Origin of the sequence: Streptomyces griseorubiginosus (assembly GCF_036345115.1) — a bacterium.
In the GTDB taxonomy this organism is placed as follows: Bacteria; Actinomycetota; Actinomycetes; order Streptomycetales; family Streptomycetaceae; genus Streptomyces; species Streptomyces griseorubiginosus_C.
The window spans coordinates 7,225,669-7,251,665 of the sequence record NZ_CP107766.1 but is presented as its reverse complement, the minus strand read 5'-3'; the positions used below and the strand labels follow the sequence as shown (position 1 = coordinate 7,251,665).

The window sequence follows — 25,997 nt, the reverse complement described above, 5'->3', positions numbered from 1 at the left end:
GGCCGGAAGGAGTTCCGCAAGCGTGCCGCCCGATGACGCACGGCCGCGTCGGACGCGTCGGGGTCACCAGCGCGAGCAAGGAAGACGGCCATGGCCGATCCCAAGGGATTCATGAGCACGCCTCGCCGGGACTGGCCTCGCAGGCCGGTCGAGGAGCGGGTTCGGGACTGGGACGAGGTGTACGTCCCCGGGGCGCTGCTGCCCCTCATCAGCAAGCAGGCGGACCGTTGCATGGACTGCGGGATCCCGTTCTGCCACGAGGCCTGTCCGCTGGGGAATCTCATCCCCGAGTGGAACGACCTGGTCTCCCGGGAGGACTGGCGGCAGGCCGCCGACCGGCTGCACGCGACGAACAACTTCCCCGAGTTCACCGGGCGGTTGTGCCCGGCGCCCTGCGAGGCGGGGTGTGTGCTCGCCATCAACCAGCCGGCGGTCACCATCAAGAACGTCGAGGTCGCCGTCGCCGACCGGGCCTGGGAGCTCGGGTTCACACCGCCGCGGCCGCCGGACCGGCTGTCCGGGCGGACCGTCGCGGTGATCGGGTCGGGGCCGACCGGGCTCGCGGCGGCGCAGCAGCTGACCCGTGCGGGGCACACGGTCGTCGTCTACGAGAAGGACGACAGGCTGGGCGGGCTGATGCGGTACGGCATCCCCGAGTTCAAGATGGAGAAGCACCATCTGGAGCGGCGCATCGAGCAGATGCGGGCCGAGGGGACGAAGTTCCGTACCTCCACGGCGGTCGGGCGGGATGTCGGGGCCGCGGAGCTCCGGGCCCGTCACGACGCGGTGGTGATCGCGACCGGGGCCACGGCGTGGCGTGAACTGGACGTGCCGGGGCGCGAGTTGGCCGGGGTGTGGCAGGCGATGGAGTATCTGCCGCTGGCAAACCGGGTGTGCGAGGGGGATCTGGAGGTGTCCCCCATGTCGGCGGCCGGGAAGCATGTCGTCATCGTCGGTGGGGGTGACACCGGAGCGGACTGTCTGGGCACGGCGGTGCGTGAAGGGGCCGCGTCCGTCACCCAGTTGGACATCTACGCGCAGCCGGAGGGGGCGCGCGACGAGGATGCCGAGCCCTGGCCGACGTACCCGAAGATCTACCGGTTGTCGGCGGCGCACGAGGAGGCGCGGGAGTTGGGGACGGCGCCCGCGGCCGACGCGGACGCGCGGCTGTTCGCCGCGTCGACGCTCCGCTTCGAGGGGGATGCCGAGGGGCGGGTGCGGTCGCTGCATCTCGTAGGGGTGGATGCACAGCGCAGGCCGGTGGAGGGCACGGGACGGACACTCCCGGCCGACCTCGTGCTCCTCGCGCTCGGCTTCTCCGGGCCGGACCGGGGCGACGGGCTGGTGGAGCAGCTGGGGTTGGGGATGGAGGCTCGGGGGACGGTCGCGCGGGACGGGGAGTTCCGTACGAACGTGTCCGGGGTGTTCGCTGCGGGGGACGCCGCTCGGGGGCAGTCGTTGATCGTGTGGGCGATCGCGGAGGGACGAGCGGTCGCGGCGGCGGTCGACCGGTATCTGACGGGGAGTTCGCGACTTCCGGCGCCCATCGGACCGTACGACCGCCCCATGACCGTTTAGGGACAGGGTTCAGGGACAGGGGTGTTCAGACCCTCTCGTCCGTCCCCGCCACCTTCCCCGTCGACAGCGCCACCCTGTTCCACGTGTTGATCGTGAGGATGAGGGACAGGACGTGGGCCAGTTCCTGTTCGTCGAAGGATGCCGCCGCCCGGGCGTAGACCTCGTCGGGGACCCCTCCGTCGGCCACCAGCGTGACCGCCTCCGTGAGGGCCAGGGCCGCCTGTTCCTTCTCGGTGAAGAAGTGCCGGGCCTCCCGCCAGACGGGGACCATGTGGAGGCGGTCCTCGCTCTCGCCGGCCTTGCGGGCGTCGTTGGTGTGCATGTGCAGGCAGTACGCGCAGTGGTTGAGGTGGGAGGCGCGGATCTGGATCAGTTCGACGAGGGTGGGGTCGAGGCCTTCGCGGGCCGCCGCGTCGAAGCCGACCAGGGCGCGGAACACCTTCGGCGCCGCCTTCGCGAGGTTCAGTCGAGCCGTACCGGTCACGTGCGTGTTCGTCGTCGTCATGTGACCAACCTACGGGCCGCAAAGACCGGTTGTAGGGTGCATTTCCATGGCGGAATCATGGGTCAATCACGTGGACCGGATCGGCGGATCCGACCTGCATCTGGAACTCTCCGGCCCGGGCAGCAAGCGGGCCGCGCTGACCCGGGCGCTGCGGGACGCCGTACGCAGTGGCCGGCTCGCCCCCGGCACCCGGCTGCCGCCCTACCGCTCGCTCGCCGCGGACCTCGGCGTCGCGCGCAACACGGTCGCCGACGCCTACGCCGAACTCGTCGCCGAGGGCTGGCTGACCGCCCGCCAGGGCTCCGGCACCCGCGTCGCCGAACGCGCCCGGCCACTCCGGACCACCGACCGGCCCCGGCCGCGACACACCGCCGTACGCCCGGAAAAACCCGCGCCACACGCGCACCCGCACTCACCACCGAACCCGGCCCCGGCCCCGGCCCCGGCTTCAACCCCGCCCCCACACCCACACGCGCGTGCCCTCCGACACGACCTCCGCCAAGGCACCCCCGACGCCTCCGCCTTCCCCCGGACCGCCTGGCTCGCCTCCTACCGCCGCGCTCTCCAGCAGGCCCCCAACGAGGTCTTCGGCCCAGGCGATCCCGCCGGCCGCCCCGAGCTGAGGGCCGCCCTCGCCGAATACCTCGCACGCGCGCGTGGCGTGCGGACCGAGCCGGACCGGATCGTCGTCTGTTCCGGGTTCGCGCACGCCCTGCGACTCCTGTTCGGCGGAGGCGCGGGCAGGCAGGTCCTGCGCGGCCCGCTGGCCGTGGAGGCGTACGGGCTCCCCTTCCACCGGGAGCTGCTCGCCGCCGAGGGCGTACGGACCGTGCCGCTCCCGATCGACGACCGCGGGGCACGGGTGGACCGTCTCGCGCGCGAGCGGGCCGTACTGCTGACGCCCGCGCACCAGTTCCCCACCGGCGGTCCGCTGCACGCCGAGCGGCGGGCCGCGGTGGTCGACTGGGCACGCGCGCGGGGCGGGGTGGTGCTGGAGGACGACTACGACGGGGAGTTCCGCTACGACCGCAAGCCCGTCGGCGCCCTCCAGAGCCTCGATCCCGAGCGGGTGATCCTCATCGGATCGGTGAGCAAGAGCCTGTCGCCCGCGGTGCGGCTGGGATGGATGGTGCTGCCCGAGAGGTACGTCGGTGACGTGCTCGCGGCGAAGGGGGAGCGGGAGGCCTGGGCGAGCGTCCTCGACCAGCTGGCCCTCGCCGACCTGATCGTCTCCGGGTCCTACGACCGTCACGTACGGCGGATGCGGCAGCGGTACCGCGCCCGTCGGGACCGGCTCGTGGCCGCGCTGGCCGAGCACGCGCCGCACATCGAGGTCGGCGGGGTCGCGGCGGGACTGCACGCGGTGCTGCGGCTGCCGCCCGGCACCGAGCGGTCCGCCGTCAGGGCCGCGGCCCGGCTGGGCGTCGCGCTGGACGGGCTCGCGGAGTTCCGCCACCCGGACGCGGCGGGCCGGCCGGACGGGCCGGAGACGGACATGCCGGCCCGCGACGGCCTGGTGGTGGGGTACGCGACCCCTTCCGAGCACGCGTACACGGCGGCGCTGGAGGCGCTGTGCGGGGCGCTGTCGCCGGGCGGGACGCAGATGCCGTACGACATCGGTGCCCGCAGCCCGGACATGCCGGTGCCGACGTCCAGGACCTGACGGACGTCGGCACGGGCGAGCCGGCGGGGGGAGCGGTGCCTCTACATCCGCGCGAGGTGGGGCTCGGTGGTGTCGATCTCAACCATGAAATGCTTACCGATCAATTGAGCAGACGGTCAGGAGAGAAGGAAGTCGGCCACCCCCGCCTTCGCGCCCTCGATGAACGCGGTCATCTCGTCGGTGGTGTAGATCAGCGCCGGTCCGTCCGGATCGGTGGACTGGCGGACGGCGATCCGGCCGTCGGCGAGCTTCATCGCCTCCAGGCAGTTGCCGCCGTTGCCGCCGCTCCACGGCTTGTGCCAGCCTTCGCTCCCCAGCTCCCGGGCAGGCATGCCGTTGTAGACGGGTTTGCGCGGCTTGATGCGGTTCATTCACAACTCCTTGCGGAGGTCCCGGAGGATCTCCTTCGTGCGATGTGCTGTAGCGGCCTGCGCCGCCATGCGGTCCATGACCTCGAGATGGGTCGCCACCTCGACGCGCGCGTCCAGATAGATCGCGCCGGTCAGGTACTCGCTGTAGACCATGTCCGGAAGTTCGGGCACGGCGAATCGGAAGAGCACGAAGGGCCCGTACGTCCCCGGGTGCGGCCCGTTGGCGAACGGGGCGACCTGGAGTGTCACGTTGGGCAGCTTCGTTGCCTCGAGCAGTTTGTCGATCTGGGCACGCATCACCTCCGGGCCGCCGACGGGGCGGCGCAGCACGGTCTCGTCCATGACGACCCACAGCCTGGGTGCGTCCTGACGGGTGAGCAGTCCTTGACGTTCCATGCGCAGGGCGACATGGCGCTCGATGTCCTCGGGGCTGGTCTGGCCGATGGCCCCGGAGCGCAGCACGCCACGCGCGTAGTCCTCGGTCTGGAGCAGGCCGGGCACGAAGTGCGGTTCGTACTCGCGGATGAGGGCGGCCGCGCCCTCCAGGCTGACGTGCATCGAGAACCAGCCGGGCAGCACGTCGTGGAAGCGCTGCCACCAGCCGGGGCGGTTGGCGTCCTCGGCGAGCTGGACGAAGTCCTCGGCCTCCTGGTCGCCGACGCCGTAGGCCTTCAGCAGCAGCTGGAGGTAGGGGATCTTGAGGGCGACCTCGGCCATCTCCATCCGGCGGACGGTGGCGGGCGCCACGCGGAGGATACGGGCCGCCTCCTCGCGCTTGAGTCCGGCGCGTTCCCGCAGGTCCAGCAGGCGCCGGCCGAGGACGACCTGGCCGACCGTCGGCGCGGACCGCGGTTCGCTCACGCTCCACCTCCACGAAGTCCCGTATTGAAGTCGACCGAAGTCGGGGTGCCGTCGACCGAAGTCGCGCCACCTGCATGCTGACAGCCCAGCGGCGCCATTCGAAGACCTAAATCGAAAATCTGTACGCATACAACCATCGGTACGAATGCCGACCGCGTACGGATCTCCGGTGATCCCAACTGGCGCCGCTCAAGATGCTGTTGCGAGCAGTGTGCCACGGCCTCTCACCGCGTCACACAGCACTCTGCATTTTTCAGAGTGACACTTGCCAAGTGTTCACGACGGGGCGATAGTGGCAAGCGTGATTCCGTCCCCGCCCTTAGGAACAGACGCTGCCGAAGGCCGCCCCCAGGGTCTCGGTGCCGCCGGGAGAGTGGGGCCCGACAGGGCTGCCGCCCGGCGCCGGTTCCGTTTCGAGCTGGCCGCGCATCCGGGTTCTCCCGCGCAGGCCAGACGCCTGACGAGGGCCAGGCTGACCCACTGGTCGGTCTGCGAGGACACCTGCGACTCGGCGGCCCTGGTGGTCTCCGAACTGGTCACCAACGCCATCGTGCACACCGCGAGCAGCCGTGTGGTCTGCGAGCTGCACGACAACGACGACCTGGTCCGGATAGCCGTACGCGACGAGGGCTGTGCGCCGGGTGAACCCCACCCGTCCCCGCAGCGTGGCGAAGAGGAGCACGGGAGGGGACTGCTCCTGGTCGACTCCCTCTGTCACGCCTGGGGCGCCCATGAGCACGGCCCCGGTCTGCTGGTCTGGGCGGAGCTGCCGCGCAAGGCGGACGAGCCCCGCGAGGACACCGGCCCGCGCAACGACCTGGGCTGGGGCGCCCGCCCGAAGCCGGTTCCCTCCGGGGGGTCGGGCGAGGGGGACGAGGCCGAGGAGCACCACAGAGCCCGGCCCGACGGCGAAGCGCGCGGTCACGGGTCAGGGGGCCCGGGCGCATGGGCGTGAGCGGCGGCTCCGGCGGCCAGGTGTTGACCCTGGACTCACTGGTCCGCCTCGGACGCGGGCTGCGGGCGCCCGGGACGCCGTTCCGGCTTCCGGTGCCGCAGGGGATGACCGTGCCGCTGGGCTGCGACGCGGTGGGGATGCCGGCGCCGCTGGGGCAGCAGCTGGTGCCCCGGCTGCCGCGGGTCGGGTGTGTGTACGCCGATGACACGCACTGGTGGTGGCTCGTTCCCGCCGACTCCGACTACGCGCTCGAATGGCCCGCGCCCGCTCAGTACGCCACCGGGGCGGTTGTTCCGGACGCCCCGGTGGTGCCGTCCCTCGTGCGTCGGCCGGAGGGGACCTTGCCCTACACGCCGCCGATACCGCTGTACCTGGCCCTGTGCCGGTTGACGGGGACGACACCGAACTGGTCCCGGCCGGTCAGCTCCGCGGGTTAGATCTGCGGGTCGGCTCCGTCGGTCGGGCCGGCTTTCGGGTGCGGCTGAGTGGGGGCTGGTCGCGCCCGCGCGGCGGAGCCGCGGATTGGCACCGTCCTGCGCCCCTGAAGGTGGGTGTGCGCCCCGCGTGTTCACTCCTTGACCTTCTGCGCCCTGCCCCAGCCCCGCCCGCGCCGCCATAGTTGCCCCGTCCACGATCGGGGGAGGTCTGTGGTGGGAAAACGGCGCGGCTCCGGGCAACCCGGTGTCTCCGAGTCCGAGCAGCTGCTCTTCGGGGGGCCGCTGCGGTACGACATGGGGTGGAACTCGCACTCCGACGCGTTCCTGGAGCTGGGGTTCCGGTCCATGGTCGTCCGGTTGCCGGCGTGTTGTCGGCCAGTCTCCGGCTCGCCTGGCAGGCCGACCGGTGGGCCGCGCGGACCGTGCTGGCCGCCGAGGTGGGCCGGGGACTGACGCAGGCCGTGAGTCTGCTCGCCGTCAACAGTGTGCTGGGCCGGCTGATCGACGGGGGCCCGCTGGAGGACCGGCTGCGCGGGGCCGTGCCCGCGCTGGTCACCATGGCGGCGGTGATGCTGGTCGGGGCGCTCCTGCGGGCCACGTCGACGTACGCCACCGGGCGGCTGGAGCCCAAGGTGGAGCGGTGGCGACCGAGCGGTACCTGGAGCGGGCGGCGACCGTGGAGCTGGCCGCGATCGAGGACCACGCCTTCCACAAGCTACATCCGGAAGTCGCTGCTTGATCCTCGAGTCGTTTTCCTCCTGGTACACGGTGGGCCACGAGAATGCCGAACCAGGTGAAGGCTTCCAATCGGTGCCGACCGGCGACCGGGAACCGGCGCGGGGTCAGACGGCCGTGGCAGGTTCGGATTCCCGCACCGCCCGGGACCAGATCAGGAGTGCTGGTACGACCATGAGCAGCCCGATGGTCAGCATCAGGGTGGCTGAACTCATGACGACGCCCGCGATCCCGCCGACGGCCAGCCCGGCAGGCACCGCTGTGAGGTTCGCGGCGCGGTAGGAGGCGGTAGCCATGGGCCGTTCCAAGTCGGTGATGGCCCGGGCACGGAACGTCTGGACCCGAACCATGACGACACCCGAGCAGAACTCGTCGATGACGAAGCCTGCCAGCACCAGCAGCAACCCGTTGGTGTCACCTACATACGCTCCCAGACCGATCACCGTGTAGGCGCCTACCGCCCCGCACCCGAACAGCGAGGTCCCCCATCCGGTGCGCAGCGACCTCGGGAGCCGTTCGGCGACGTAGGAACCGAGGACGGCGAACAGCACCGAGCAGCTGCGAATGACACCGAACGTCGCCGCCGTGAGCGGCGTCGTATCGAGCAACGCGATCAGCAGGACGGCCTCGATGACGCACTGCCCGAAGTTGTACGACAGGGACCAGATGGTGACGGTGCGGAGCGCCGGTGTGCGGAAGTTGACAGCCAGTCCGCCGCGCAGCGTGTTCTTCTTGGCGGGAGCAACCCTGTCCTCTTCGCCGGTATCCGTCGCGTCCGGTCCCCCATTCTCCTGGCCAGACGCCGCACCGGGCCCCACCCGCACTCGCGGGATTCGAGCCAACAGGCCGCACGCGCCCAAAGCCAACGCCGCGGCCGATCCGAACGTGGGCGCCATACCGAAGGCCGCGAGGCCGAGACCGGTCACGAAGGGCGCTGCCGCGTCGGCCGACGACTCGGCCATACCAAGGCGCGAGTAGATCTTCGGCAAGGCTGCGTCGGGGAAGACCTTCGGTATCAGCACCTGCGTCGAGACCGCGGTCAGGATGGAGCCGCAGGCCAACGAAATGTTCGCCAGACAGAAGACGCCGAGCGCCACGCCGGGTGCGAAAGCGAGGCCGATCGCCGCGAGTGCGAAGGCCGCCACTCGCAGCAGCTCAGAACCGATCATTACGGCACGCTGGTCGAATCGTTCGACAAGGCGGGCTGCCGGGCCGGCGAGCAGCACTTGAGGGGCGAAGCGGCAGATGCCGAGCAGTGCGACGATCGTCGCGTTGGCGCCGAGGGCGTCTACGGCGACGAACGGCACCGAGAACTCGACAGCGGCGATGGCGAAGAACGAGAGGAAGTTGGCCACTGGCAGCGACATCGCCAGCGAGTCGCTCTTCCCCTGTGGTTCGGTGGTGGTCGTCATCCGTTCTCAGTCATCCGTTCTCGGGTGTTCGCTCAGGCTTCGGTCAGTACGCCGGCACGCAGGCACTCGACGACATCAGCGGCCGTGCTGTCGGTCAGTACGGATTCCTGCTCCAGCAGGGCTACGAACAGGTCTCGGCCCACCGGGACCGTGGTGTTCCCACTGCTCAGCACGTACTGTGCGTTCTCCGCCGCCCCGAAAACGGCCATCACCGTAGCGTCCGCTCGCCGGACGGGGATCTTCCTTGGCACAGGAGAAGCGAACAGGCCACCCTCGGTGAGCAGGAAGCCGATGTCCGGGTGCCTGGAGAAGGCCAGCGCATCCTGCGCGGACTCGATGATCGGCTGGGCCGGCCCATTGAGAGAGGTGTTGATCAGGATCGGAATCTGCCCCGACTCCGCGATGTGCGTGAGGATCTCGTGGATGACGGGATTGTCGTCCGCCGTCACCGTCTGCGCTCGCGCCGACCCGTCGTCGTGCACGATCTCCTTCAGCACCGCACGGTATTGCTCGCGCACCGTGAAGTCGTAGTTCATGAACGGCGCTTCGCCGGGGCCGATGAAGTACGTGTCCAGGTCCTCGATGCGTACCATCGGGGCAACCGGACGCCAAGGCTGCCGCTTCTTGATCCCGTTCAGTTTGGACTTGGCGTCGTGGCAGGCAACCGGGTGGCACAGGATCGACCTGTTCCCGAGTGCCCGCGGACCGAACTCCGCTCGTCCGGCATACCGAACCAGGACCGCCCCGTCCAGCAGTACGTGCGCAGCCTGCCGACTCAGATCTGCTGTTGCGGAAACAGCGGAGACGGCGTAGTTCTGGGCCGCCGCTTCCTCAGGCGTGATCGGTTCGGCGGCGCGCCCCAGGAAATCGGAGGTGACCTTCGTCGAACCTGCTGGCAGGTTCGACAAGGTGCGTGCCCAACCGAGATAGGCGGCTCCGACGGAGATTCCCGCATCGTGCGGACAGGACGGCACGTACAGGGCCCGCACCTGCGGCAGAGCGCTGATGGCAGTGTTCCCCGAGAGGTTCAGGAAGATTCCGCCCGCGCAGCACAGGTCCGGAATGCCGCTGAGTTCGACGGCCTGCGCGGCATGGCTCACTACGAGCCGGTTGAACGCCTCCTGCGTCGCGTGCGCGATGTCGGCGCTCTTCGTGATGTCGGTGGTTGCCTCCAGGAGCTGCCATCCGTTGCGCAACCGCGGTCGGGGGCCCTTGGTCACGATGTCGTCGGCGGTCAGCCGCGCGGGTGCGTCGAAGGGGAGCGCGGCCAGCGCCATCAATTGGCCGTGCGTGTGCTCCTTGCGGAACAGGAACCTGGCGACGTTGTCGTACAGGCTGGCCTCGCTCTGCACGAATACGTCGGGTTGGTTGTGCGGTTCGCTGAAGGCCCGCTCCAGCAGTTCGAACTGCCCTTGGCGAAACGCGTACATCGAGCGCATCTCGGTAAAGATCTTCGAGGTCGACGCGTCGCTGTAGTAGGTGCGGTAGAACTCTCCGAACGGGATATAGAAGTCCGCCCCGTCGCGTGACGAGGTGCCCGCGCTGTCCGAGACGAGCACCGTCGCTTCCGAGAACCCTGACGGATACAGGGCCGAGGCTGCGTGCGCCAGGTGATGGGAGACTACACGGTGCCGTTCGTCGAACGGGTCGAAGATGTCGAACGAGGTCGAGACCAGGGGCCGTTGCAGGCCGACTCCCGAAGGGCCCGCGGCCTGGAAGGAGCTGACGATCACGTCGACGTCATCGAGGGTCAGGCCGGCCGCGGCCAGCGTCTCCCGGATGGGGAGCCTGTTGGACAGCGCCTCCTGGCCGTCGTATTTGCGTCGGCTGATCCGCTCCTGCTGAATCGCGGCCAGCAGAACACCGTTTTGGACGACAGCACAGGAGGACTCATGTCCGCAGTGAATTCCGAGAGCGACGGTCATCGCTTGTAGTTCTCCAACGGAGCGCCCTCGGGCATGAAGCCGAACGTGAGGATGGAGACCCGCTCGTCCTGCCGGATGGGCGTACGGCTGTGCGCCTGCGTACCAGCCAGAAAGATGACGACCTCGCCCGGTTCCAGTTGGAACCGCTCCTTACTGCCGTCGGCGTAGTGCATGTGCAGCGCTGACGGCTCCGGTGTCCCCGCGGGGATCTCGTGCGCGAGCATCATCAGCACATTGAGGGAGAAGATGTCGGTGTCGATGTGCGGGATGATGCCTTGGCCTGCGTCACGATAGAATAGATAGCTCGCCACACCGGTCGACTCCGCCTTGGGTACGACCGAGGCCACCAGGTCGGCCAGTTCCCGACTCGTCGCCACGCGGTTGGCGAGAGGGCCACCGGTGCCGAGGTAGTGCTCGTCGAACGGCACCGCCGTCTTCCCGACCACTGTGGACTCCTCGATCAGAGCCGTCAGCAGCTCATCTGTGAGGAAGTCGGGGCGTCCCCTGTACTGCACCCCGCGCGGGTCCTCTACGTCGTAGGGGCAGAGGATCTCCAGCGCGTCGGTCACCGCTTCGCGGCCCGGCGCCGCCTCGGACCCGCTCGCGGCCACCAGGCGTCCGGCCGAAAGCCCGAGGATCAGCTTCAGGTTCGCCTGCTCGGCTGGCGAGAGCCCGTTGTGCAGTCCGGCAAGGCGTCGGCCCATGGTCGACATGTCACTCATGCGTTCCCCCAAGGGTGCGATAGCCGAAGGACACCAGGCGGATCTCCTCGTCTGCCACGGTCCTGGTGCGCTGGTGCGTGACACTGTCCGCGAAGAAGACCAAGGACTCCCCCGCCTTCAGATGGAGGTGCACCGCCTCCTGGTCCGGTGGATGGAGGATGAGTTCGGACCGTCCCTGGTTGCTCGCCCGGTGCTCGAGCATGGTGAGGATGTTCAGCGAGAACTCGTCCTTGTCGACGTGCGGATCGATACCGAGTCCGGGCTCGTCGTAGTACAGGTAATTCGCCCTGCGCGTCGGGGTGATGGACCCGACGTTCTCCATGAGGAATTCCTGGATCGTCGGGGAAAGTGAGATCTCCCTGGCCACGGGGGCGCCGGAGACCACGTAATGGTCGAGGAATCGTTCGGCGCGGGGACGACAGCCCCGCGATTCCTGGTCCAGTGCGGCGAGGTCCTCATCGGACAGGAAGGGGCCCCGGCCGTAGAACACTATGCCGGTCGGAAATTTCTCCCGCGCCCCGGCGAGGAGCTTCGGCAGTGAATGCTGCGCGGTTCCGAGGGCGCTCTCCCGTAAGCCTTCCGATATTTTTTGAGCATGGCCGCTGAGCACACCGCCCGCGGCCATGCTCAGGAGAAATTTCAGGTTCTCCCGTTCTGCGGCGGTCAGATCCGTCGACAGCTGAGACAACCGCTGCACCAATGCCGAAGCTTCCTCCGCAGACGCCATATGCTGATCCCCTGACCTTTCTCCGGTACTTACTGACAGTGCTTACGAGTAGTCACTCGTCGACCGACGAGCACTTACTCTTCGACGAACCCCAGCTCTCCGGGAAGGCCGATCAGACCCATCCGGATCTCCGGAGTGGCGGCCGCCGAGATCGGCTTCGCGAAGATGTACAAGCCCTCCGCGTCGACCTTCTGCAGTTCCTCCAGGTGCAGGGCGGCCGAGGTCACGATGGAACTGAGCACGGCACGCTCGTCCGCTGAGAGATCCGCGGACAAAAGGCCGAGCTTTTCGGTCAGCGTCGGGAGCGCGGCTTCCAGCGCCGCCGCATCCAATTCGATGTCGAGCGCAAGGTCGGGGTTCGAGGTGGTGATTTCCGTTTCGTTCGCCATCCGTATGCCTCCGTCTCGGGCAATGTGCCCATTTTCGGTGCTCGGTGCAACGATCAATCAAGCTAACAGGGGTAAGTCCGTTCCCACAGGGGGCCTTTGAGGGAACTGCTTCGAATGTGGCCGGAGAGGCCTACTGGTCATCCGGGGTTAGGATCGCTCCATGTCCGCGACAAATCCCTGGCCGATGGCCACCCCACTCCAAGGTCCGCGTTTGCAACTGGAACCATTAAGGATCACACATGCGCAAGAAGCTGCGGAAATTCTTAATGACGTTCGTTTGCACAAGTGGATTGGAGGCACTCCGCCCACCCGTGAAGAACTGGAGCAGCGGTACCAGCGACAGACCGTCGGCCACTCACCCGACGGTCGGCACGGTTGGCTGAATTGGATGCTACGAAAGCGGGCCGACGGCAGGTTGGTCGGTACGGTGCAGGCGACGCTCTACCAGTCCCGCCCCGACCGCGTCGAAGCAGAGCTCGCGTGGGTCATCGGCCACGACTTCCAGGGTGACGGCTACGGCAAGGAAGGGGCCTCCACCATGGCGCTCTGGCTGCGCACCCAGGGAGTCTCCGGGTTCGTGGCCCATGTACATCCCGAGCACCGGGCATCGGCCGGGATCGCGAGAGCCCTGGGCATGGAGCCAACCGGTGAGGTGCACGATTCCGAGGAGCTGTGGGCCGACTTCGGCCCGCGACCGTCCCTCTGATACATAATTCGGTGATCGTGCCTCGATGCGGCGCAGTGCCACGTGGTCGCGACGCATGTCACCGCCGATCTGCAGCAGCCACGCGTCCCACCAGCTGACCTCCGCGTCGGCGAGCGGGCCGATGAGGTCGGCGGCCTGCGCCTTCCCGGTCGGGCTGAGGCCGCCGAAGAGGGCGTGGGTACCGCACCACCGGAGCATGCCCATGACCAAGGACCGCGGCCACGCCGCCTCGTCCCTGCCCCCCGAACGGTGCAATCTCCTTTGGCCGGGGGGACACAGCGTCTGCCACGATCCGCTGGCGGGCCTGTACGCCCCCGACCGGGGCCGGATCCTGTGGGCCGACGTCGACGCGGCGCGGGCGGACCGGCAGCTGCTCGCCGAGCGGGTCACGATGGTCGCCCAGGACTTCAAACGGTGGTTGTTCACCGCCCGCGTCAACGTGGCGGTGGGCCGCTCCTCGGTGCCGCTCACCGACGAGCGGGTGTCCGGCGCGGTCGCGGAGGCCGGGGCCGGGGAGGTGCTCGAGGACCTGCCGCGCGGCCTGGACACCCTGCTGGCCCGCAACTTCAGCGGCGGGCACGAGCTGTCCGGCGGCCAGTGGCAGCGGCTCGGGATCGCCCGGGCCGCCTACCGCAGCGGGCACATCCTGATCGTGGACGAGCCGACGGCCGCGCTGGACGCACGGGCCGAGCTGGAGGTCTTCGAGAGGACGCGCGCCCTGGCCGGCACCGGGCAGACGGTCGTCCTGATCACCCACCGGCTGGCATCCGTACGCCACGCGGATCTGGTGCACGTGCTGGCGCAGGGCCGGCTCGTGGAGTCGGGCACGCCCGACGAGCTTCTGGCCTCCGGCGGTGTCTACGCGGAGCTGTACTCGCTCCAGGCCGAGCAGTTCACGGCAAAGGTGCCCGCCGAGGAGGCGGGCTGACCTCATGCGACGGCGACGACGCTCATGCGACGGCGTCGGCCGCCTCTCCACTGCGGACGATCACCAGGAACATGTCGGACGCAAGGTCCATGACGACCTCCGCCGGCATCCCCTCGAGACGCCTCGCCTGCGCGAACTCCTCCGCGGGCCACGATCCTCGCGGTCCGCCGGCGGGAAAGCGTTCGAGCACTGTTCGCCCGTTCACCACCCTGCACCTCCAGAAAGCGTTGCACTCACCTGTAGGAGCGCTTGTAGGAGTTAACGCCTTCCGGAGCCCGATCGCCTCGTTGAGTTGCCGTACTGAGACGTAGTTGACACGCGTTCAGCGCGAAGCGTGAGAGTTCGGTTACTCAACGGTCACTTTCGCTACCTTCCGTGTCAGAAGTCGTACTCGTCGTGATACCTGATGCGCACGGACCCGGCGGGCGCCCCGAGAGCGGACGCGCGCCCCTTAGGTTCCTCCCACGGCTCCTGCCGGCCCAGCGCGGTGAGGTCGAGGAAGCTGGTGGTCGAACCGAGCCCGTCGCGGCCGCGCTCGTAGGTCGAGTAGGTGTGGAAGACCCGGTCCCCGTCCCTGAGGAAGCAGCTGATCCCGGGCCGCTCGACCTGCTCCCCGTCGGCCCCGTCGGCCCCGTCGGTCTCCAGGGTGACCTCGAAATCGTGGTTGAAGCCGCCGCCGTACGACGAGTACCAGGGCACGGTCCAGCCCATCCGCGCCTTGAACGGCAGGATCTTCGTGTACGGCGCTCTCGACACGGCCGCGAACGTCGTCCCCCGTGCCTTCAGGTGGGCCAGGTGACCGACCTGGTCCAGGAACGCGGAGCAGCTGCGGCACCCGGCGTCCCACTCGGGCGCGAACATGAAGTGGTAGACGACGAGTTGGCCGCGTTCCTCGAAGAGGTCGAGCAGGGTGGCCTTGCCGTCACCGCCCTCGAAGACGTACTCCTCCTCGATCTCGACCATGGGCAGCCGGCGCCGCTCGGCGTTGAGCGCGTCCCTCGCGCGCGTGGCCGCCTTCTCCCTGACCAGCAACTCCGCGCGGGCAGCGCGCCATTCCTCCCGCGAGGCGATCTCCGGAAGCGCCATGGGGTCCCTCCTGTGCAACGGTCCGTTCGGAGGGGTGACCGGAGGGAGGGACGGAACTCATCGCTGTCGCGGGAGATTTCCGCTGGGGCGGGAGATTTCCTTCCGGAGGTGTCCCCGTCAGGAGGTGTCCCCTTCAGGAGGTGTCCCCTTCAAGGGGTGCTTCCTTCAGTACGACACCGGCAGCGCGAGCAGGCCGCGGGCGCGCAGGGAGGTGCGCCACCGGGGTGCGGGGTCGGTGAGGGTGAGGTCCGGGAAGCGTTCCAGGAGTGCGGTGAGGGCGATCTCGGTCTCGGCGCGGGCCAGCGGGGCGCCCAGGCAGTAGTGGATGCCGTGGCCGAGGGAAAGGTGGCCGGAGGCGTCGCGGGTGAGGTCGAGGCGGTCGGGGTCGGGGAAGCGGGCGGGGTCGCGGTTGGCGGCGGACGGGGAGACCCAGACCGTCTCCCCCGCGGAGACGGTGACCCCGCCGATGGTGACGTCCTCGACGGGGAAGCGCCGGATGGCGAGCAGGGCGGGACCCTCGTAGCGGAGGAACTCCTCGACGGCCGCGGGGAGTCGTGCGGGGTCCCGGCGCAGGGCGGCGAGCTGTTCGGGGTGCTGGAAGAGGGCCAGCACCGCGTTGCCGATCAGCTGCACGGTGTTCTCGTACCCGGCGAACAGGATGAGGAAGGCCAGCGACATCAGCTCGTCCTCGCTGAGCCGGTCGCCCTCGTCGCGCACGGCGATCAGGTCGGAGAGCAGGTCGTCGGCGGGGGCCCGGCGCTTGTCGGCGAGGAGCCTCGTGAAGTACCCGAGCATCGCCACGACCGCTTCCTTCGCGGCCCCGGGTCCCGCCGCGGGGTCGGGGGCGACGAGGGTGTCGGTCCACACCCGGAAGTCCATGCGGTGCTCGTCCGGGACGCCGAGCAGGTCGCAGATGACAGTGATCGGGAGGGGCGCGGCGTAGGAGGCGATGAGGTCGGTGGTCCCGTGGTCGCCGAGTGCGTCGAGGAGGCGGTCGGCGGTGCGGCGGATCGGGGTCCGGAGTCCTTCGATGCGGCGCGGGGTGAAGGCCCGTCCCACCAGTCGCCGGATCCTCGTGTGGTCCGGCGGGTCCATGTTCAGCAGGTTGGCGTCGAGGGCGGGCGGCAGCGCGAACCCCTTGTAGGTCCCCGCCGTGGCGTGCCGCTTGTCCAGCGACAGCCGCGGATCGGCGAGAGCGGCCCGCACGTCCTCGTACCGCGTCACGATCCAGGCGGGCGTCCCGTCGGGCCCGGCGATCCGGTGCACGGGCGCGGTGTCACGCAGGCGCCGGTAGACGTCGTAGGGGTGGTCGAGGAGGCCGTCGGCGGGATCCATGAGCGCCAGCCTAGTGCCGGCCCGATCACGGACCGCCCGACTCGGTTGCTTCCTGGGGGAGTTGACCGGCCGACGAGATGACCGGCCCTCAACGAGATGACCGGCCTACGAGTTGACCGGCTTGCGAGTCGTCCGGTCGGCGAGTTAGCCGGCCAGCGGGTTGCCCCGCCACCTCCCCGTCCGCACCACCCGGTCACGGATCTCAGGTGTCGTACTCCTGGATCCGCCCGCCATGGCTCCGGTCCAGCAACGCCGGCATCCGCTCCCCCAACTCCTCCACGACGGCGGCCACATCGATGGTCAGCAGTCGGCGGTCCCGCATCAGGACGCGGCCGTCGACGATCGTGGTGCGGACGTCGGAGGAGCGGGCGCTGTGGACCAGGGTGGCGGCGAGGTCGTGGACGGGCTGGGTGTGCGGGCCGGTGAGGTCGACCAAGATGATGTCGGCCCGGCGGCCGGGCGCGATGCTGCCGACGACGTCGCCGAGTCCGACCGCACGGGCGCTCTGGAGGCTTGCGTGGTGCAGGGCCTGACGAGCCGTCAGCCAGCGCGGGTCTCCGGTCGTCGACTTCTGGATGAGCGCGGTGAGCGCCATCGACTCCCACACGTCGAGGGAGTTGTTGGAGGCGGCGCCGTCCGTGGCGAGTCCGACGGGGATGCCGATGTCGCGCAGGGCGCGCACGGGCGTGGTGGTGGGCCAGGCGAACTTGAGGTAGCCGCGCGGGGCGGTCGCAACGGCCGTACGCCCAGCGGCCATTGAGAGGAGGGGCAGGTCGCGGTCGAGGATCCCGGAGCCGTGGGCGATCAGGACGTCCGTGTCGAGGATCCCGGTGCGGTGCAGCACCTGGACGGGGGTGACGCCGTGCCGGGCGAGGCTCGTCTCGGCCTGGTCGCGGTTCTCGGCGGCGTGGAGATGGACGGGGAGCCCGTGCTCGTGGGCGAGTGCGGCGGTCGCGGCGAGGTCGGCCTCGTCGACGGTGTAGGGGGCGTGCGGGGCGAGCGTGGTGGTGATGCGGCCACCGGCGCCGCCTCGGTGCCGTAGCGCGAACTCCAATGACTTCTCGCGCCCTTGGGGGCCCTGCGAGGAGAAGTAGGCCTCCCCGAGATGCGCCCGCATCCCGCACTCGTCGACGACCGCTGCGACCGCGTCCATCGAGAAGTAGTGGTCGGCGAAGCAGGTGACCCCGCCCCGGATCATCTCGGCGCAGGCCAGCCGAGCCCCCAACTCCACGTCCTTCGCGGTGAGGTTGGACTCGATCGGCCAGACGACGTCGTTGAACCACTCCTCGGTCGGCAGGTCCTCCGCCACCCCGCGCAGGGCGACCATGGGCGCGTGGGTGTGGCAGTTGACGAGCCCGGGAAGGGCGATCTGCCCGCGCGCGTCGATGCGCTCCACGGCGGGCAGTTCCTCGGCCCGCGCGCTGCTGGTCACCGACTCGATCACCCCGTCCCGTACGACGATCGCGGCGTCCGGCGCGAACCCGACCCGCTCTTGATCGTCGTGCGTGAGCACCGTGCACCGGGTGATGATGAGACCTGCGGGAGAAGGCGTCATACAGGCACCGTACGACGCGGTCGTGCCCTCGCAGTGGGTCAACCGCGCATCCCGTCGCCGCTCTGTCGCGGCGGCGCGGGCGCGGGCACGCTGGCCTCACCACCGCCCGTCGTACGCCTTCCGGAAGGGGTCCGGCATGCTCGTCGGCACCTGGAATCTAGAGAATCTGATGCTGCCGCGCAGCGGCGACGGCGCGCCCAGGACAGAGGCCGAGTACGAGGCGAAGGTGGAGGCCCTGGCCTCCGTGATCACCGCGCTCGACCCGGCGCTGCTCGGGGTGCAGGAGGTCAGGCAGGAGGAGACGCTCGCCGATCTGGCCAAGGCCGCCGGCGGACAGTGGCACACCGCGCTCTCCCGGCACGCCGACCGCAGGGGCATCCGGGTCGGCTTCCTCAGCCGCACCCCGCTGCGGATACGGCGGGACACCCATGTGTTCGCGGAGCTGCTGCGCCCCGTGCAGGGCGACGACGGCGCCGAGCCGGACGCGCACGACCGGGAGACCAGCCGGGGCTTCCTCGCGGTGGAGACCGACACCGCGGACGGGGTGTTCCACGTGGCCGTCGCCCATCTGAAGTCGAAGCTGCTGTCGTACCCGGGCACCGGGGACAGGAGCCGCTTCCAGCCGCACGACGAGGCCGAACGGGCCCGCTACGGCGCCTACGCCCTCTACCGGCGGGCGGCCGAGGCGACGACCCTGCGCGCGGTCGCGGACTTCCTGCTCGAAGGCGCCGGGACGGAACGGGACGTGATCGTCCTCGGCGACATGAACGACGTGGTGAACGCCGCCACCACCCAGATCCTGCTCGGCCCGCCCGGCTCCGAGCTCGACAAGCCGCGCGCGTTCGCCAAGTCCGACCTGGGCGATCCGTTCCGGCTGTGGGACATCGCCCCGCGCATACCCGAGGAGCGCCGCTTCTCCCGCGTCAGCTTCGGACGCGCCGAACTGATCGACCACGTCCTGGTGAGTCACCGTCTGGCCAGGCGCATCGCGGAGGCGGGGACGGGACTGCCCGAGCACCGGGACGACGCCCTCGAACTGCCCTCGGTGGACGAGGACCCGAGGAAACGGGTGGGGACGCCCGGCTCGGACCACGCGCCGGTGTGGGTCCGGGTGTGACTCCGGCCCGGTCCGACTCCTAACCGGCGAGGGGGACTTCGGGCAGCCGGACCCCCACCCGCCGGTGGCCCTCATCGAGTCGCCGGAGTTCGTCGAGGAGTTCGCCGAGCCGTCGGACCTGTTCGGGGGCGAGCCGCCCGGAGTCGTCGAGGTGCACGGCGCACGCGGTGGTCGTGTCGACGATCCGTTCGAGCACGGCGACGATCTCGTCGGCGCCCTCGGAGTGCCGGGCGAGCGGGGGGAGTTCGGCGGCGGCGAGGGCGATGGCGGTACGGGCCTCGGCGAGCGCCCGGTAGGCCTCGCGACGGAGGGTCCAGCGCAGGGCCCGGGTGTCCTCGGCGGGGCCGCCCGGCACGCTCTGCCGTACGGCGGGCCAGGCAGTGTCCCGCAGAACGGACCGCTCGGCCTCCCGCGCAACGGGCCCCACGACCTCCGGCTCGTCCGCGTCAGACCGTCCGGCCTCCCGCAGAGCGGGCCGCTCGGCTTCCCGCGCGGCAACTCCAGGCGTCGCCGCCTCCCGCAGGACATGCGCGAGGTACGCCTCCGCCGCTCCGCCCGCCGCGGTCATCCGGGCTCGCACTCCCCCGCCCCGCTGCCCCGGCATCGGCAGATGGCCCACGATCAGCACGATCGCGCAGGCGAGCAGGGTCTCGGTGATCCGGCTGGCGGAGGCCTGCGGCTCGCCGCCGACCATGACGAGCGCGAGGACGAGGACCGTGACGACGGCGGTCTGCGCGGCGAAGTGCCGGGTGGCCACGGGGATGAGCGCCCCGCTGACGGCGACGAGCGCGACGAGCCCCTCGGGCCGCGGCAGCACGAGCGCGAACCCGGCGAAGACCAGCGCCCCGAGGACGGTTCCGGCGGCCCGGCACAGGACCCTGGAGACGAGCGGTCCGAGGTCGGGCTTGACGAGGAAGACGGTGGTGGCGGGCAGCCAGTACCAGTGCGCGTGCTCCCCGTACCAGTGGGAGTGGTGCAGCGCCTGCGCGACGGCGGCGCCGGCCCCGAAGCAGAGGGCGACCCGCAGTCCGTACTCCCGGCCGCCGGCCCCGAGGGCGGACCGCAGCACGCCCCGGACGGTGAGCCGGCGCGTGTGCAGATCACCGCCCCGCCCCCGGTCGAAGGCCTCGGCGGCCCGCAGCAGCGCGTCGTCGAGCGCCCGCAGCGCGGGAGCCGACCGGGTGGGCGCGGGCAGCGGCCCGGTGTGGGTGTTCTCCCGTACGGCCACGGCGAGCCGTCTGGGCCCGGCGGAGGCCCGCCCCGGCACCGCCTCCCCGGCCCAGGCGAGCGCGGTGGCGGCCTCGGCGAGGGGCAGCGCGGCGGCGTACTGCGCGTGCAGTCGCCGCTCGGTGGAGGAGCTGGCGTACCGCCGCAGCCGGGGGCCGGTGAGGGCGTCCTGCGCGTGGTCGAGGGCGGCGGTGAGCGCGACGCGCCGGTCGGTGGCGCGCTCGGTGCCGACGGCGTCGAGGAGGGCGGCGACGGCGTCGTACACCTCGGCGACGGCCTCCCGCTCGCCGTCGAACCGGAAGTCACCGGCGAGGGCGCCGGGGGTGGGCAGCACGAGCCGCAGGGCGAGCAGCCAGCAGGCTCCGGCGAGGTAGGCGAGGGCCCGCAGCCAGCCTTCCTCGGGCAGCGGCATGCCCGCGCCGATCGCCGCCCCGACGAGCAGCTGCGTACCGCTTCCGGAGGCGACGGGTCCGACGGCACTGACACCGCCGGCGACCAGCCCGACGAGGGTGAGCACGGCGGTGAGGGCGACGGCCCCCAGGTACTCCCCCGCGTACGTCCCGAGGGCCATCCCGATCGCCCCCGCGAACGCCGGCGCCCCGATCCGCGGCACGGACGCCCGCCGGCTCCCGGGCCGGTCGTTGACCCCGGCCAGCATGGCGGCGATGGCGGCGACCACACCGAGCGAGGTGCGGTCGGCGAGCACGCCGGCCAGCAGAAGGGGCCCCGCGGACAGGCCTCCCCGCACCACGGCGCTCCAGGGGATCGGCCCCCGCTGAGCACGCAGGGCATGGGCGAGCCAGGGCGGTAGGACGAGTGACACGGGGCTCCTGTCGTCTGAACGAGGCGGGGGTGTGCCTTCGGGCGACGGTGGCCGGGCGGGGAACGGTGTCTCCACGTTAGATCGCGTTCCTGGAGACTCCGGGACGCTTGTGTTACCCGCGTGTGACGATGCATGCAAAAGCCACGTTCTTTATGAACGCAACCCCGGAAAGCGAGCCGACGGGGGCTCTACGACCCCTCAACCCACCCGGTCGAACAGCTCCCGTGTCTCCGTGACCGCGCGCACGGCCGACCCGGTCGACGCCGACAACGCCCCGATGATCCGATCGGCCTCGCGCAGCCCGGCCCGTTCCAGCAGCCGCTTCTCGTTCGTCACCCACTCCCCCCGCGCGGCCAGCACGGAGTGGCCCATCTGGACGGCGGCCGTGGCGAGGGCGCCCGCGGTCTCGGTGAGGCGACCCGCCGGGGCGTGGTTGGCCTCGGTGTAGGCGAGGGTCAGGTGGGCGGTGTCGCGCCAGCGGGTGGCGGCGGCGGAGCGGAGCTTCTCCGGGTAGGCCGCCGGGCGGGGGAGCTCGCCCCGCAGGACCTGGTTGACGGCGAGTTCGGCCACGATCAGGTAGGTGGGAATCCCCGCGAGATGAAAGAGCAACGGCTCCACCCGGAACCGGCCCTCCGCCGCCTCGGCCAGTTCGCGCTCCACCACGTCGAGGTCCCGGTAGTGCACGTCGACCCGGCGCCCGTCGATCGTCAGCCAGGCGCCCCCGTTGAACACCCCGCCGCCCCAGCCGCCGATGTCGGACACTTCGCCCTCCCAGCCGACGGCGCGAAGTGCGGCCGGGTCGAACGCGCCCCGGTAGTAGACGGCCAGGTCCCAGTCGCTGTCGGGCCGCGCGGTGCCCTGGGCCCGGGAGCCGCCGAGGGCCACGGCCCGGACGGCGGGCAGGGCGGCGAGACGGTCCGCGGTGGTGTCGAGGAAGTCGGCGTCGGAGCGTGTGGGGATCACGGGCGCAGGCTACGAGAAGGCCCGTTGTCAGTGCCACGCGTTATCAATGAAGTCGTCACTCAGTGTCACGGCGACGGGGGATCAGTGATGACGACAGGCGAGCAGGATCAGGACACTCGGGGGCGGGGCACGTATCTCTCCGCTGCCGGCCTGCGGGCCCGCGGCTGGACCGCCGGGATGGTCCGCCGGCTGCTCGGCGAGCCCGATCTGCGGCGGGCCAACCCGTACTTCCGCACGGCCCCGCCGACCCGTCTCTACAGCGTCGAGCGGGTCGAGGCAGTCGAGCGGAGCGAGGAGTTCAAGGCCGTCTCGGCGGTGGCCGTCCGGCGGTCCGGCGCGGTGCGGGAGGCGGTGCTGCGCAGGCGGCGGGAGGTGCTCGCGCGGATCGCGGCGGAACCGATCGAGGTGCCCGTGCTCGCCCCCGAGGAGCTGGCGGCCCTGGCCGTCGAGCACCGTGAACGTCAGGGCGGATCACCGGAGTTGCCGCTCGCCCACTGGAAGGTCGCCTGTCTCTGCCATCGGCTGGCCCGCTACGACGACATCCTCGACGGGCTGTCCGGCCGCACCGGACGCGCGCTCGCGGAACAGCTGCTGCGGCGCAGGGTCTACGCGGCCATCGCCCAGGCGTACCCGGACCTCGCCCAGGAGTGCGCCGACCGGTCGGGCCCGGAAAATCAGGTGCGGTCCGGTCCCCCGCCCCCGATGATCGGAAAGTTGCCCTTCGTCCGCCCCCAGGAGCCCACGTGATCCAGCGCGTCACCGCACCGGCGCTCTTCCCGCCGCCGACCTACTCGCACGCCTCCGTCGTCGAGGCCGGCACGAAGCTCGCTTTCCTCGCCGGGTCCGTTCCGCTGGACGCCGAGGGGAATCTCGTCGGTGAGGGGGATCCCGCGCGGCAGGCCGAGCAGGTGATCGCGAACCTGAGAGAGCAACTGCACGCCGTGGGCAGCGACTTGGAGCATGTGCTGGCGACCGACGTGCACGTCGTGAGCAGCGAGCCCGCGGTGCTGTCCACCGTGTGGGAGGTGGTCGAGGCGTCCGGTCTGAGCAGCGGCCCGCACTCCTCGACACTGATCGGGGTCGCCTGTCTCGGGTACACCGGCCAGCTGGTGGAGATCACGGCCACGGCGGTCGTGCCGGAACCGGATGGGGCAGCGCGGTGAGCGGGGTCGTCATCCGCCGGGCCACCGCCGCCGACGCCGACGCCACGGCCGACGTCTATCTGCGCTCCTTCACCGCGGCGCTCCCCACGGTCGTACGGCCCCGGTCCGACGACGAGGTGCGCGCGTACATACGGGATGTCGTGGTGCCGGCGCGCGAGACCTGGGTGGCCGTGGCGGAGGGACGGGTCGTGGGGCTCATGGTCCTCGCCGAGGACCTGCTGTCCCAGCTGTATCTCGACCCCGACTGGCGGGGACGCGGTATCGGCGACCGGTTCGTCGCGCTCGCCAAGGAGCGCAGTCCAAAGGGCCTGAGCCTGTGGACCTTCCAGGTCAACAAGCCCGCCCACCGCTTCTACGAACGTCACGGCTTCGTAGAGACCGAACGCACCGACGGCACCGGCAACGAGGAACGGGAGCCGGACGTACGGTACGTCTGGCGCCCCTGAACGTCACCGCGCGGCCGGCGGTCCCCACACGCGTCGTTTCGGGACCGGCCGCGCGTAGCTTCCGGCACGGCTGGTGCTGAGCCCCAGGCCCACCAGGGACTCCGCCAGCTTCACGGCCGCCCCCACCCCGTCGACGACGGGAAGGCCCAGCTTCTCCCCCACCGTCCGCTGCAACCCGGTCATGCCCGCGCATCCCAGCACCAGGACCTCCGCGCCCGCCTCCCGCACCCGCTCGGCGGCCGCCAGGAACGCCGCCTCCGTGCGGTCGGTGTCGCCCAGGTCGAGCACGCCGAGTCCCGTCCCGACGACGGCGGCGCAGTTGCGCCCCACCCCCGCCAGCTCCAGGCTGTCCTCGATCTGCCCGCAGGAGCGCTCCAGCGTCGTCACCACGCCGTAGCGGCGGCCGAGCAGACAGGCCAGATGGGCGGCGGCCTCGGTGATGTCGACGACCGGTACGTCCACCAACTCCCGGACGCCCTCCCGTCCGTGCTCACCGAAGCCGGCCATGACGACGGCGTCGTAGGAAGGACCCTCGTACGTGCGCAGCAGGTCGATGACCGCCGCCGCGGAGAGGTAGCTGTCGAGCCAGCCCTCCGCGGACTCGGGACCCCACGCGGGGGTGAGCCCGAGCACGGTGGTGCCCGGGCCTGCGGCGGCCCGGGCACCTCGTACGATCTCCTCGGTCATCTCCTGCGTGGTGTTGCAGTTGGTGACGACGATCCGCACGTCTCTCAGACCTCCACGGCCTCGGGGACCCCACGAGCGGCTCGCTCGCTCCGGGTCAGCAGCGCGTACAGGCCGGCCGCCAGGGCCGTACCGATGAACCAGGAGTAGGGGGCCACGTCGCTGAAGGTCTTCACCAGGGCGAGGACTCCCGCGACGCCCGCCGCGGGCAGGAACGCCCACAGGGCCTTGGGGTTGACGCCCTTGCGGTAGTAGTAGCGGGAGCCGGGCTCGGCCTTGAAGAGCTCGTCGACGTCGACGCGGCCCTTCTTGACCCAGTAATAGTCGAGCATGATCACGCCGAACAGCGGGCCGAGGAAGGCTCCGAGGCCGCCGAGGAAGTAGTTGACGACGGTCGGGTTGGAGAAGAGGTTCCAGGGGGTCACGACCAGGGCGGCGACCGTGCTGATCATGCCGCCGATCTTGAAGGTGATCTTCTGCGGCCAGACGTTGGCGAGGTCGTACGCCGGGGAGACGAAGTTGGCGACGATGTTGACGCCCATGGTGGCGACGGCGAAGGTGAGCGCGCCCAGGACCATCACCCAGGTGTTGCCGACCTTGGCGACCAGTTCGGCCGGGTCGGTGATGGCCTGGCCCCAGACTTCGAGGGAGCCCGCGGTGACGATCACCGAGACGACCACGAAGGCCGTGGAGTTGATGGGCAGGCCCCAGAAGTTGCCGCGGCGGACGGTCTTGTAGTCCGGCGCGAAGCGGCTGAAGTCGCAGAAGTTGAGCATCAGGGTGCCGTAGGTGGCGAGGATCAGGCCGATCGCGCCGAACCACTGCCGCCACTGCTCGCCGACCGGGACCGGGTGCGGGGTGGTGGTGAGCGAGATGCTCCAGCCGGCCTTGGACAGCACCCACACCGCGAGGGCGATCATGACCAGCCAGATCGCCGGGCCGCAGAAGTCCTGGAACTTCCGGACCGACTCCATGCCCTGGCTGATGATCAGCGCCTGGATGAGCCAGAGGGAGAGGAAGGAGACCCAGCCGAGCGCGTCGAGGCCGAGGAAGGAGCTGTGCGTCCAGGACTCCAGGCCCGGCCAGGCGGCCAGCAGCATCACGTTGACGGCGACGGAGGCGAGGTAGGTCTGGATGCCGTACCACATGATGGCGATCACGGCCCGGATGAGGGCCGGGATGTTGGCGCCCCACACACCGAAACTGATGCGGCTGACCACGGGGAACGGGACGCCGTGGCGCTGGCCGATCTTCCCCATCCAGTTCATGCCGACGTAGATGAGCACGAAGCCGACGAGCAGGGAGGTGAAGACCTGCCAGACGTTCATGCCGAGGACCAGCAGACCGGCCGCGAAGGTGTAGTTGCCGAGGTTGTGGACGTCGGACATCCACATGGCGAAGAGGTCGAAGACCTTCCAGTTCCGCTTGCCCGCGGGCGCCAGGTCTTCGTTGGTGAGCCGGGGATCGGGGACGAACGCTGGTGTGCCGGTGACTTCGGCACGGTCGGCGAGGGACACAGGGCCTCCAAGGACGGGGACAGGAGGAGGATGGCGGCCGCCTGGCATCCAGTTTTGGTATACCAAACTGCCGACATGGTCCCGCCGTCAAGAGTTCCGACCGATGTCGCGTTCGTTAAGGCTCCGTAAAACAGCTCCCGCGTCAACGACGGGTCCTGCGTCGGGGA

General features: G+C 70.4%; 26 protein-coding genes and 1 pseudogene. 11 read left to right on the top strand and 16 right to left on the bottom strand.

Features of this window, described 5'->3' with window-relative positions; genetic code table 11:
- Positions 1–90: 90 nt before the first annotated feature.
- Entirely contained in the window at positions 91–1,578 is a 1,488-nt protein-coding gene (locus tag OHN19_RS32730) for a glutamate synthase subunit beta (protein ID WP_330267651.1), read from the top strand.
- A 25-nt stretch (positions 1,579–1,603) separates the two neighbouring features.
- Here OHN19_RS32730 and OHN19_RS32725 read toward each other — a convergent pair whose 3' ends face one another.
- The gene (locus OHN19_RS32725) at positions 1,604–2,083 is read right to left on the bottom strand and encodes a carboxymuconolactone decarboxylase family protein (protein ID WP_330267650.1); all 480 of its coding nucleotides are present in this window, start codon (positions 2,081–2,083) and stop codon (positions 1,604–1,606) included.
- 46 nt (positions 2,084–2,129) lie between these two features.
- Between OHN19_RS32725 and OHN19_RS32720 the strand changes: the two genes are divergently transcribed.
- Entirely contained in the window at positions 2,130–3,746 is a 1,617-nt protein-coding gene (locus OHN19_RS32720) for a PLP-dependent aminotransferase family protein (protein WP_330267649.1), read from the top strand.
- Positions 3,747–3,862: 116 nt separating this feature from the next.
- On the opposite strand, the gene OHN19_RS32715 is transcribed toward OHN19_RS32720, so the two are convergent.
- Both OHN19_RS32715 and OHN19_RS32710 read right to left on the bottom strand, forming a co-directional pair.
- On the bottom strand, positions 3,863–4,117 hold the full coding sequence (locus OHN19_RS32715) for a DUF397 domain-containing protein (RefSeq protein WP_330267648.1): 255 nt from the start codon (positions 4,115–4,117) through the stop codon (positions 3,863–3,865).
- Positions 4,118–4,978 carry a helix-turn-helix transcriptional regulator gene (locus tag OHN19_RS32710; RefSeq protein ID WP_330267647.1) on the bottom strand — a complete coding sequence of 287 codons (861 nt, stop codon included), beginning with the start codon at positions 4,976–4,978 and terminating at the stop codon, positions 4,118–4,120.
- A gap of 265 nt (positions 4,979–5,243) precedes the next feature.
- On the opposite strand from OHN19_RS32710, the gene OHN19_RS32705 reads away from it, so the two are divergent.
- The 3 genes and pseudogenes from OHN19_RS32705 to OHN19_RS32695 form a co-directional block, all read left to right on the top strand.
- The gene (locus tag OHN19_RS32705; RefSeq protein WP_381301474.1) at positions 5,244–5,933 is read left to right on the top strand and encodes an ATP-binding protein; all 690 of its coding nucleotides are present in this window, start codon (positions 5,244–5,246) and stop codon (positions 5,931–5,933) included.
- Complete coding sequence (locus OHN19_RS32700; RefSeq protein WP_330267645.1) at positions 5,924–6,370, top strand: hypothetical protein; 447 nt, start codon at positions 5,924–5,926, stop codon at positions 6,368–6,370. Before OHN19_RS32705 ends, OHN19_RS32700 begins: the two co-directional genes overlap by 10 nt.
- A gap of 294 nt (positions 6,371–6,664) precedes the next feature.
- Positions 6,665–7,088 (top strand): annotated as a pseudogene (locus OHN19_RS32695) (ABC transporter ATP-binding protein); the annotation flags it as partial.
- Between the two features lie 124 nt (positions 7,089–7,212).
- Here OHN19_RS32695 and OHN19_RS32690 read toward each other — a convergent pair.
- The 5 genes from OHN19_RS32690 to OHN19_RS32670 all read right to left on the bottom strand — a co-directional run bounded on the left by OHN19_RS32690 (position 7,213) and on the right by OHN19_RS32670 (position 12,280).
- Entirely contained in the window at positions 7,213–8,517 is a 1,305-nt protein-coding gene (locus OHN19_RS32690) for an MFS transporter (protein ID WP_330267644.1), read from the bottom strand.
- A 32-nt stretch (positions 8,518–8,549) separates the two neighbouring features.
- Positions 8,550–10,442, bottom strand: a complete 1,893-nt coding sequence (locus OHN19_RS32685; RefSeq protein ID WP_330267643.1) for a carbamoyltransferase C-terminal domain-containing protein — start codon at positions 10,440–10,442, stop codon at positions 8,550–8,552.
- Complete coding sequence (locus OHN19_RS32680) at positions 10,439–11,164, bottom strand: hypothetical protein (protein ID WP_330267642.1); 726 nt, start codon at positions 11,162–11,164, stop codon at positions 10,439–10,441. The genes OHN19_RS32685 and OHN19_RS32680 overlap by 4 nt, the downstream gene beginning before the upstream one ends.
- On the bottom strand, positions 11,157–11,891 hold the full coding sequence (locus OHN19_RS32675) for a hypothetical protein (RefSeq protein WP_330267641.1): 735 nt from the start codon (positions 11,889–11,891) through the stop codon (positions 11,157–11,159). The genes OHN19_RS32680 and OHN19_RS32675 overlap by 8 nt, the downstream gene beginning before the upstream one ends.
- A gap of 74 nt (positions 11,892–11,965) precedes the next feature.
- A complete protein-coding gene (locus tag OHN19_RS32670) occupies positions 11,966–12,280 on the bottom strand; it encodes a hypothetical protein (protein ID WP_330267640.1) in 315 nt (104 codons plus the stop codon).
- A 160-nt stretch (positions 12,281–12,440) separates the two neighbouring features.
- Here OHN19_RS32670 and OHN19_RS32665 point away from each other — a divergent pair, with 160 nt between their 5' ends.
- Both OHN19_RS32665 and OHN19_RS32660 read left to right on the top strand, forming a co-directional pair.
- Positions 12,441–12,986 carry a GNAT family N-acetyltransferase gene (locus tag OHN19_RS32665; protein ID WP_330267639.1) on the top strand — a complete coding sequence of 182 codons (546 nt, stop codon included), beginning with the start codon at positions 12,441–12,443 and terminating at the stop codon, positions 12,984–12,986.
- Positions 12,987–13,011: 25 nt separating this feature from the next.
- Positions 13,012–13,914, top strand: a complete 903-nt coding sequence (locus OHN19_RS32660) for an ABC transporter ATP-binding protein (RefSeq protein ID WP_330267638.1) — start codon at positions 13,012–13,014, stop codon at positions 13,912–13,914.
- 22 nt (positions 13,915–13,936) lie between these two features.
- Here OHN19_RS32660 and OHN19_RS32655 read toward each other — a convergent pair whose 3' ends face one another.
- The 4 genes from OHN19_RS32655 to OHN19_RS32640 form a co-directional block, all read right to left on the bottom strand.
- Positions 13,937–14,119 carry a hypothetical protein gene (locus tag OHN19_RS32655; protein ID WP_123764903.1) on the bottom strand — a complete coding sequence of 61 codons (183 nt, stop codon included), beginning with the start codon at positions 14,117–14,119 and terminating at the stop codon, positions 13,937–13,939.
- A 173-nt stretch (positions 14,120–14,292) separates the two neighbouring features.
- Entirely contained in the window at positions 14,293–15,000 is a 708-nt protein-coding gene (locus OHN19_RS32650; RefSeq protein WP_330267637.1) for a DUF899 domain-containing protein, read from the bottom strand.
- Positions 15,001–15,165: 165 nt separating this feature from the next.
- A complete protein-coding gene (locus OHN19_RS32645; RefSeq protein WP_330267636.1) occupies positions 15,166–16,335 on the bottom strand; it encodes a cytochrome P450 in 1,170 nt (389 codons plus the stop codon).
- Between the two features lie 202 nt (positions 16,336–16,537).
- On the bottom strand, positions 16,538–17,890 hold the full coding sequence (locus OHN19_RS32640) for an amidohydrolase (RefSeq protein WP_330267635.1): 1,353 nt from the start codon (positions 17,888–17,890) through the stop codon (positions 16,538–16,540).
- A gap of 136 nt (positions 17,891–18,026) precedes the next feature.
- Between OHN19_RS32640 and OHN19_RS32635 the strand changes: the two genes are divergently transcribed.
- A complete protein-coding gene (locus tag OHN19_RS32635; protein ID WP_330267634.1) occupies positions 18,027–19,007 on the top strand; it encodes an endonuclease/exonuclease/phosphatase family protein in 981 nt (326 codons plus the stop codon).
- A gap of 19 nt (positions 19,008–19,026) precedes the next feature.
- Here OHN19_RS32635 and OHN19_RS32630 read toward each other — a convergent pair whose 3' ends face one another.
- Both OHN19_RS32630 and OHN19_RS32625 read right to left on the bottom strand, forming a co-directional pair.
- Positions 19,027–21,057 carry an FUSC family protein gene (locus tag OHN19_RS32630; protein ID WP_330267633.1) on the bottom strand — a complete coding sequence of 677 codons (2,031 nt, stop codon included), beginning with the start codon at positions 21,055–21,057 and terminating at the stop codon, positions 19,027–19,029.
- Between the two features lie 198 nt (positions 21,058–21,255).
- The gene (locus OHN19_RS32625; RefSeq protein WP_330269765.1) at positions 21,256–22,017 is read right to left on the bottom strand and encodes a nucleotidyltransferase domain-containing protein; all 762 of its coding nucleotides are present in this window, start codon (positions 22,015–22,017) and stop codon (positions 21,256–21,258) included.
- 90 nt (positions 22,018–22,107) lie between these two features.
- Here OHN19_RS32625 and OHN19_RS32620 point away from each other — a divergent pair, with 90 nt between their 5' ends.
- From OHN19_RS32620 to OHN19_RS32610, 3 genes are read left to right on the top strand one after another with little or no spacing between them, the layout of a single operon-like run.
- Positions 22,108–22,767: a hypothetical protein gene (locus OHN19_RS32620; RefSeq protein WP_330267632.1), complete on the top strand. Its 660-nt coding sequence runs from the start codon at positions 22,108–22,110 to the stop codon at positions 22,765–22,767.
- Complete coding sequence (locus OHN19_RS32615) at positions 22,764–23,183, top strand: RidA family protein (RefSeq protein ID WP_330267631.1); 420 nt, start codon at positions 22,764–22,766, stop codon at positions 23,181–23,183. Before OHN19_RS32620 ends, OHN19_RS32615 begins: the two co-directional genes overlap by 4 nt.
- Positions 23,180–23,629, top strand: coding sequence for a GNAT family N-acetyltransferase (locus tag OHN19_RS32610; RefSeq protein WP_330267630.1), 450 nt, complete (start codon positions 23,180–23,182; stop codon positions 23,627–23,629). The genes OHN19_RS32615 and OHN19_RS32610 overlap by 4 nt, the downstream gene beginning before the upstream one ends.
- 3 nt (positions 23,630–23,632) lie before the next feature.
- On the opposite strand, the gene OHN19_RS32605 is transcribed toward OHN19_RS32610, so the two are convergent.
- A complete protein-coding gene (locus OHN19_RS32605) occupies positions 23,633–24,355 on the bottom strand; it encodes an aspartate/glutamate racemase family protein (protein WP_330267629.1) in 723 nt (240 codons plus the stop codon).
- A 5-nt stretch (positions 24,356–24,360) separates the two neighbouring features.
- Positions 24,361–25,830, bottom strand: coding sequence for an NCS1 family nucleobase:cation symporter-1 (locus OHN19_RS32600; protein WP_330267628.1), 1,470 nt, complete (start codon positions 25,828–25,830; stop codon positions 24,361–24,363).
- Positions 25,831–25,997: the final 167 nt, after the last annotated feature.

Excerpts from the sequence above, each read along its gene's own strand:
- OHN19_RS32730 (WP_330267651.1), top strand. The coding sequence starts at position 91 with ATGGCCGATCCCAAGGGATTCATGAGCACGCCTCGCCGGGACTGGCCT.
- OHN19_RS32725 (WP_330267650.1), bottom strand. The coding sequence starts at position 2,083 with ATGACGACGACGAACACGCACGTGACCGGTACGGCTCGACTGAACCTC.
- OHN19_RS32720 (WP_330267649.1), top strand. The coding sequence starts at position 2,130 with ATGGCGGAATCATGGGTCAATCACGTGGACCGGATCGGCGGATCCGAC.
- OHN19_RS32715 (WP_330267648.1), bottom strand. The coding sequence starts at position 4,117 with ATGAACCGCATCAAGCCGCGCAAACCCGTCTACAACGGCATGCCTGCC.
- OHN19_RS32700 (WP_330267645.1), top strand. The coding sequence starts at position 5,924 with ATGGGCGTGAGCGGCGGCTCCGGCGGCCAGGTGTTGACCCTGGACTCA.
- OHN19_RS32690 (WP_330267644.1), bottom strand. The coding sequence starts at position 8,517 with ATGACGACCACCACCGAACCACAGGGGAAGAGCGACTCGCTGGCGATG.
- OHN19_RS32685 (WP_330267643.1), bottom strand. The coding sequence starts at position 10,442 with ATGACCGTCGCTCTCGGAATTCACTGCGGACATGAGTCCTCCTGTGCT.
- OHN19_RS32680 (WP_330267642.1), bottom strand. The coding sequence starts at position 11,164 with ATGAGTGACATGTCGACCATGGGCCGACGCCTTGCCGGACTGCACAAC.
- OHN19_RS32675 (WP_330267641.1), bottom strand. The coding sequence starts at position 11,891 with ATGGCGTCTGCGGAGGAAGCTTCGGCATTGGTGCAGCGGTTGTCTCAG.
- OHN19_RS32670 (WP_330267640.1), bottom strand. The coding sequence starts at position 12,280 with ATGGCGAACGAAACGGAAATCACCACCTCGAACCCCGACCTTGCGCTC.
- OHN19_RS32665 (WP_330267639.1), top strand. The coding sequence starts at position 12,441 with ATGTCCGCGACAAATCCCTGGCCGATGGCCACCCCACTCCAAGGTCCG.
- OHN19_RS32660 (WP_330267638.1), top strand. The coding sequence starts at position 13,012 with ATGCGGCGCAGTGCCACGTGGTCGCGACGCATGTCACCGCCGATCTGC.
- OHN19_RS32650 (WP_330267637.1), bottom strand. The coding sequence starts at position 15,000 with ATGGCGCTTCCGGAGATCGCCTCGCGGGAGGAATGGCGCGCTGCCCGC.
- OHN19_RS32645 (WP_330267636.1), bottom strand. The coding sequence starts at position 16,335 with ATGGATCCCGCCGACGGCCTCCTCGACCACCCCTACGACGTCTACCGG.
- OHN19_RS32640 (WP_330267635.1), bottom strand. The coding sequence starts at position 17,890 with ATGACGCCTTCTCCCGCAGGTCTCATCATCACCCGGTGCACGGTGCTC.
- OHN19_RS32635 (WP_330267634.1), top strand. The coding sequence starts at position 18,027 with ATGCTCGTCGGCACCTGGAATCTAGAGAATCTGATGCTGCCGCGCAGC.
- OHN19_RS32620 (WP_330267632.1), top strand. The coding sequence starts at position 22,108 with ATGACGACAGGCGAGCAGGATCAGGACACTCGGGGGCGGGGCACGTAT.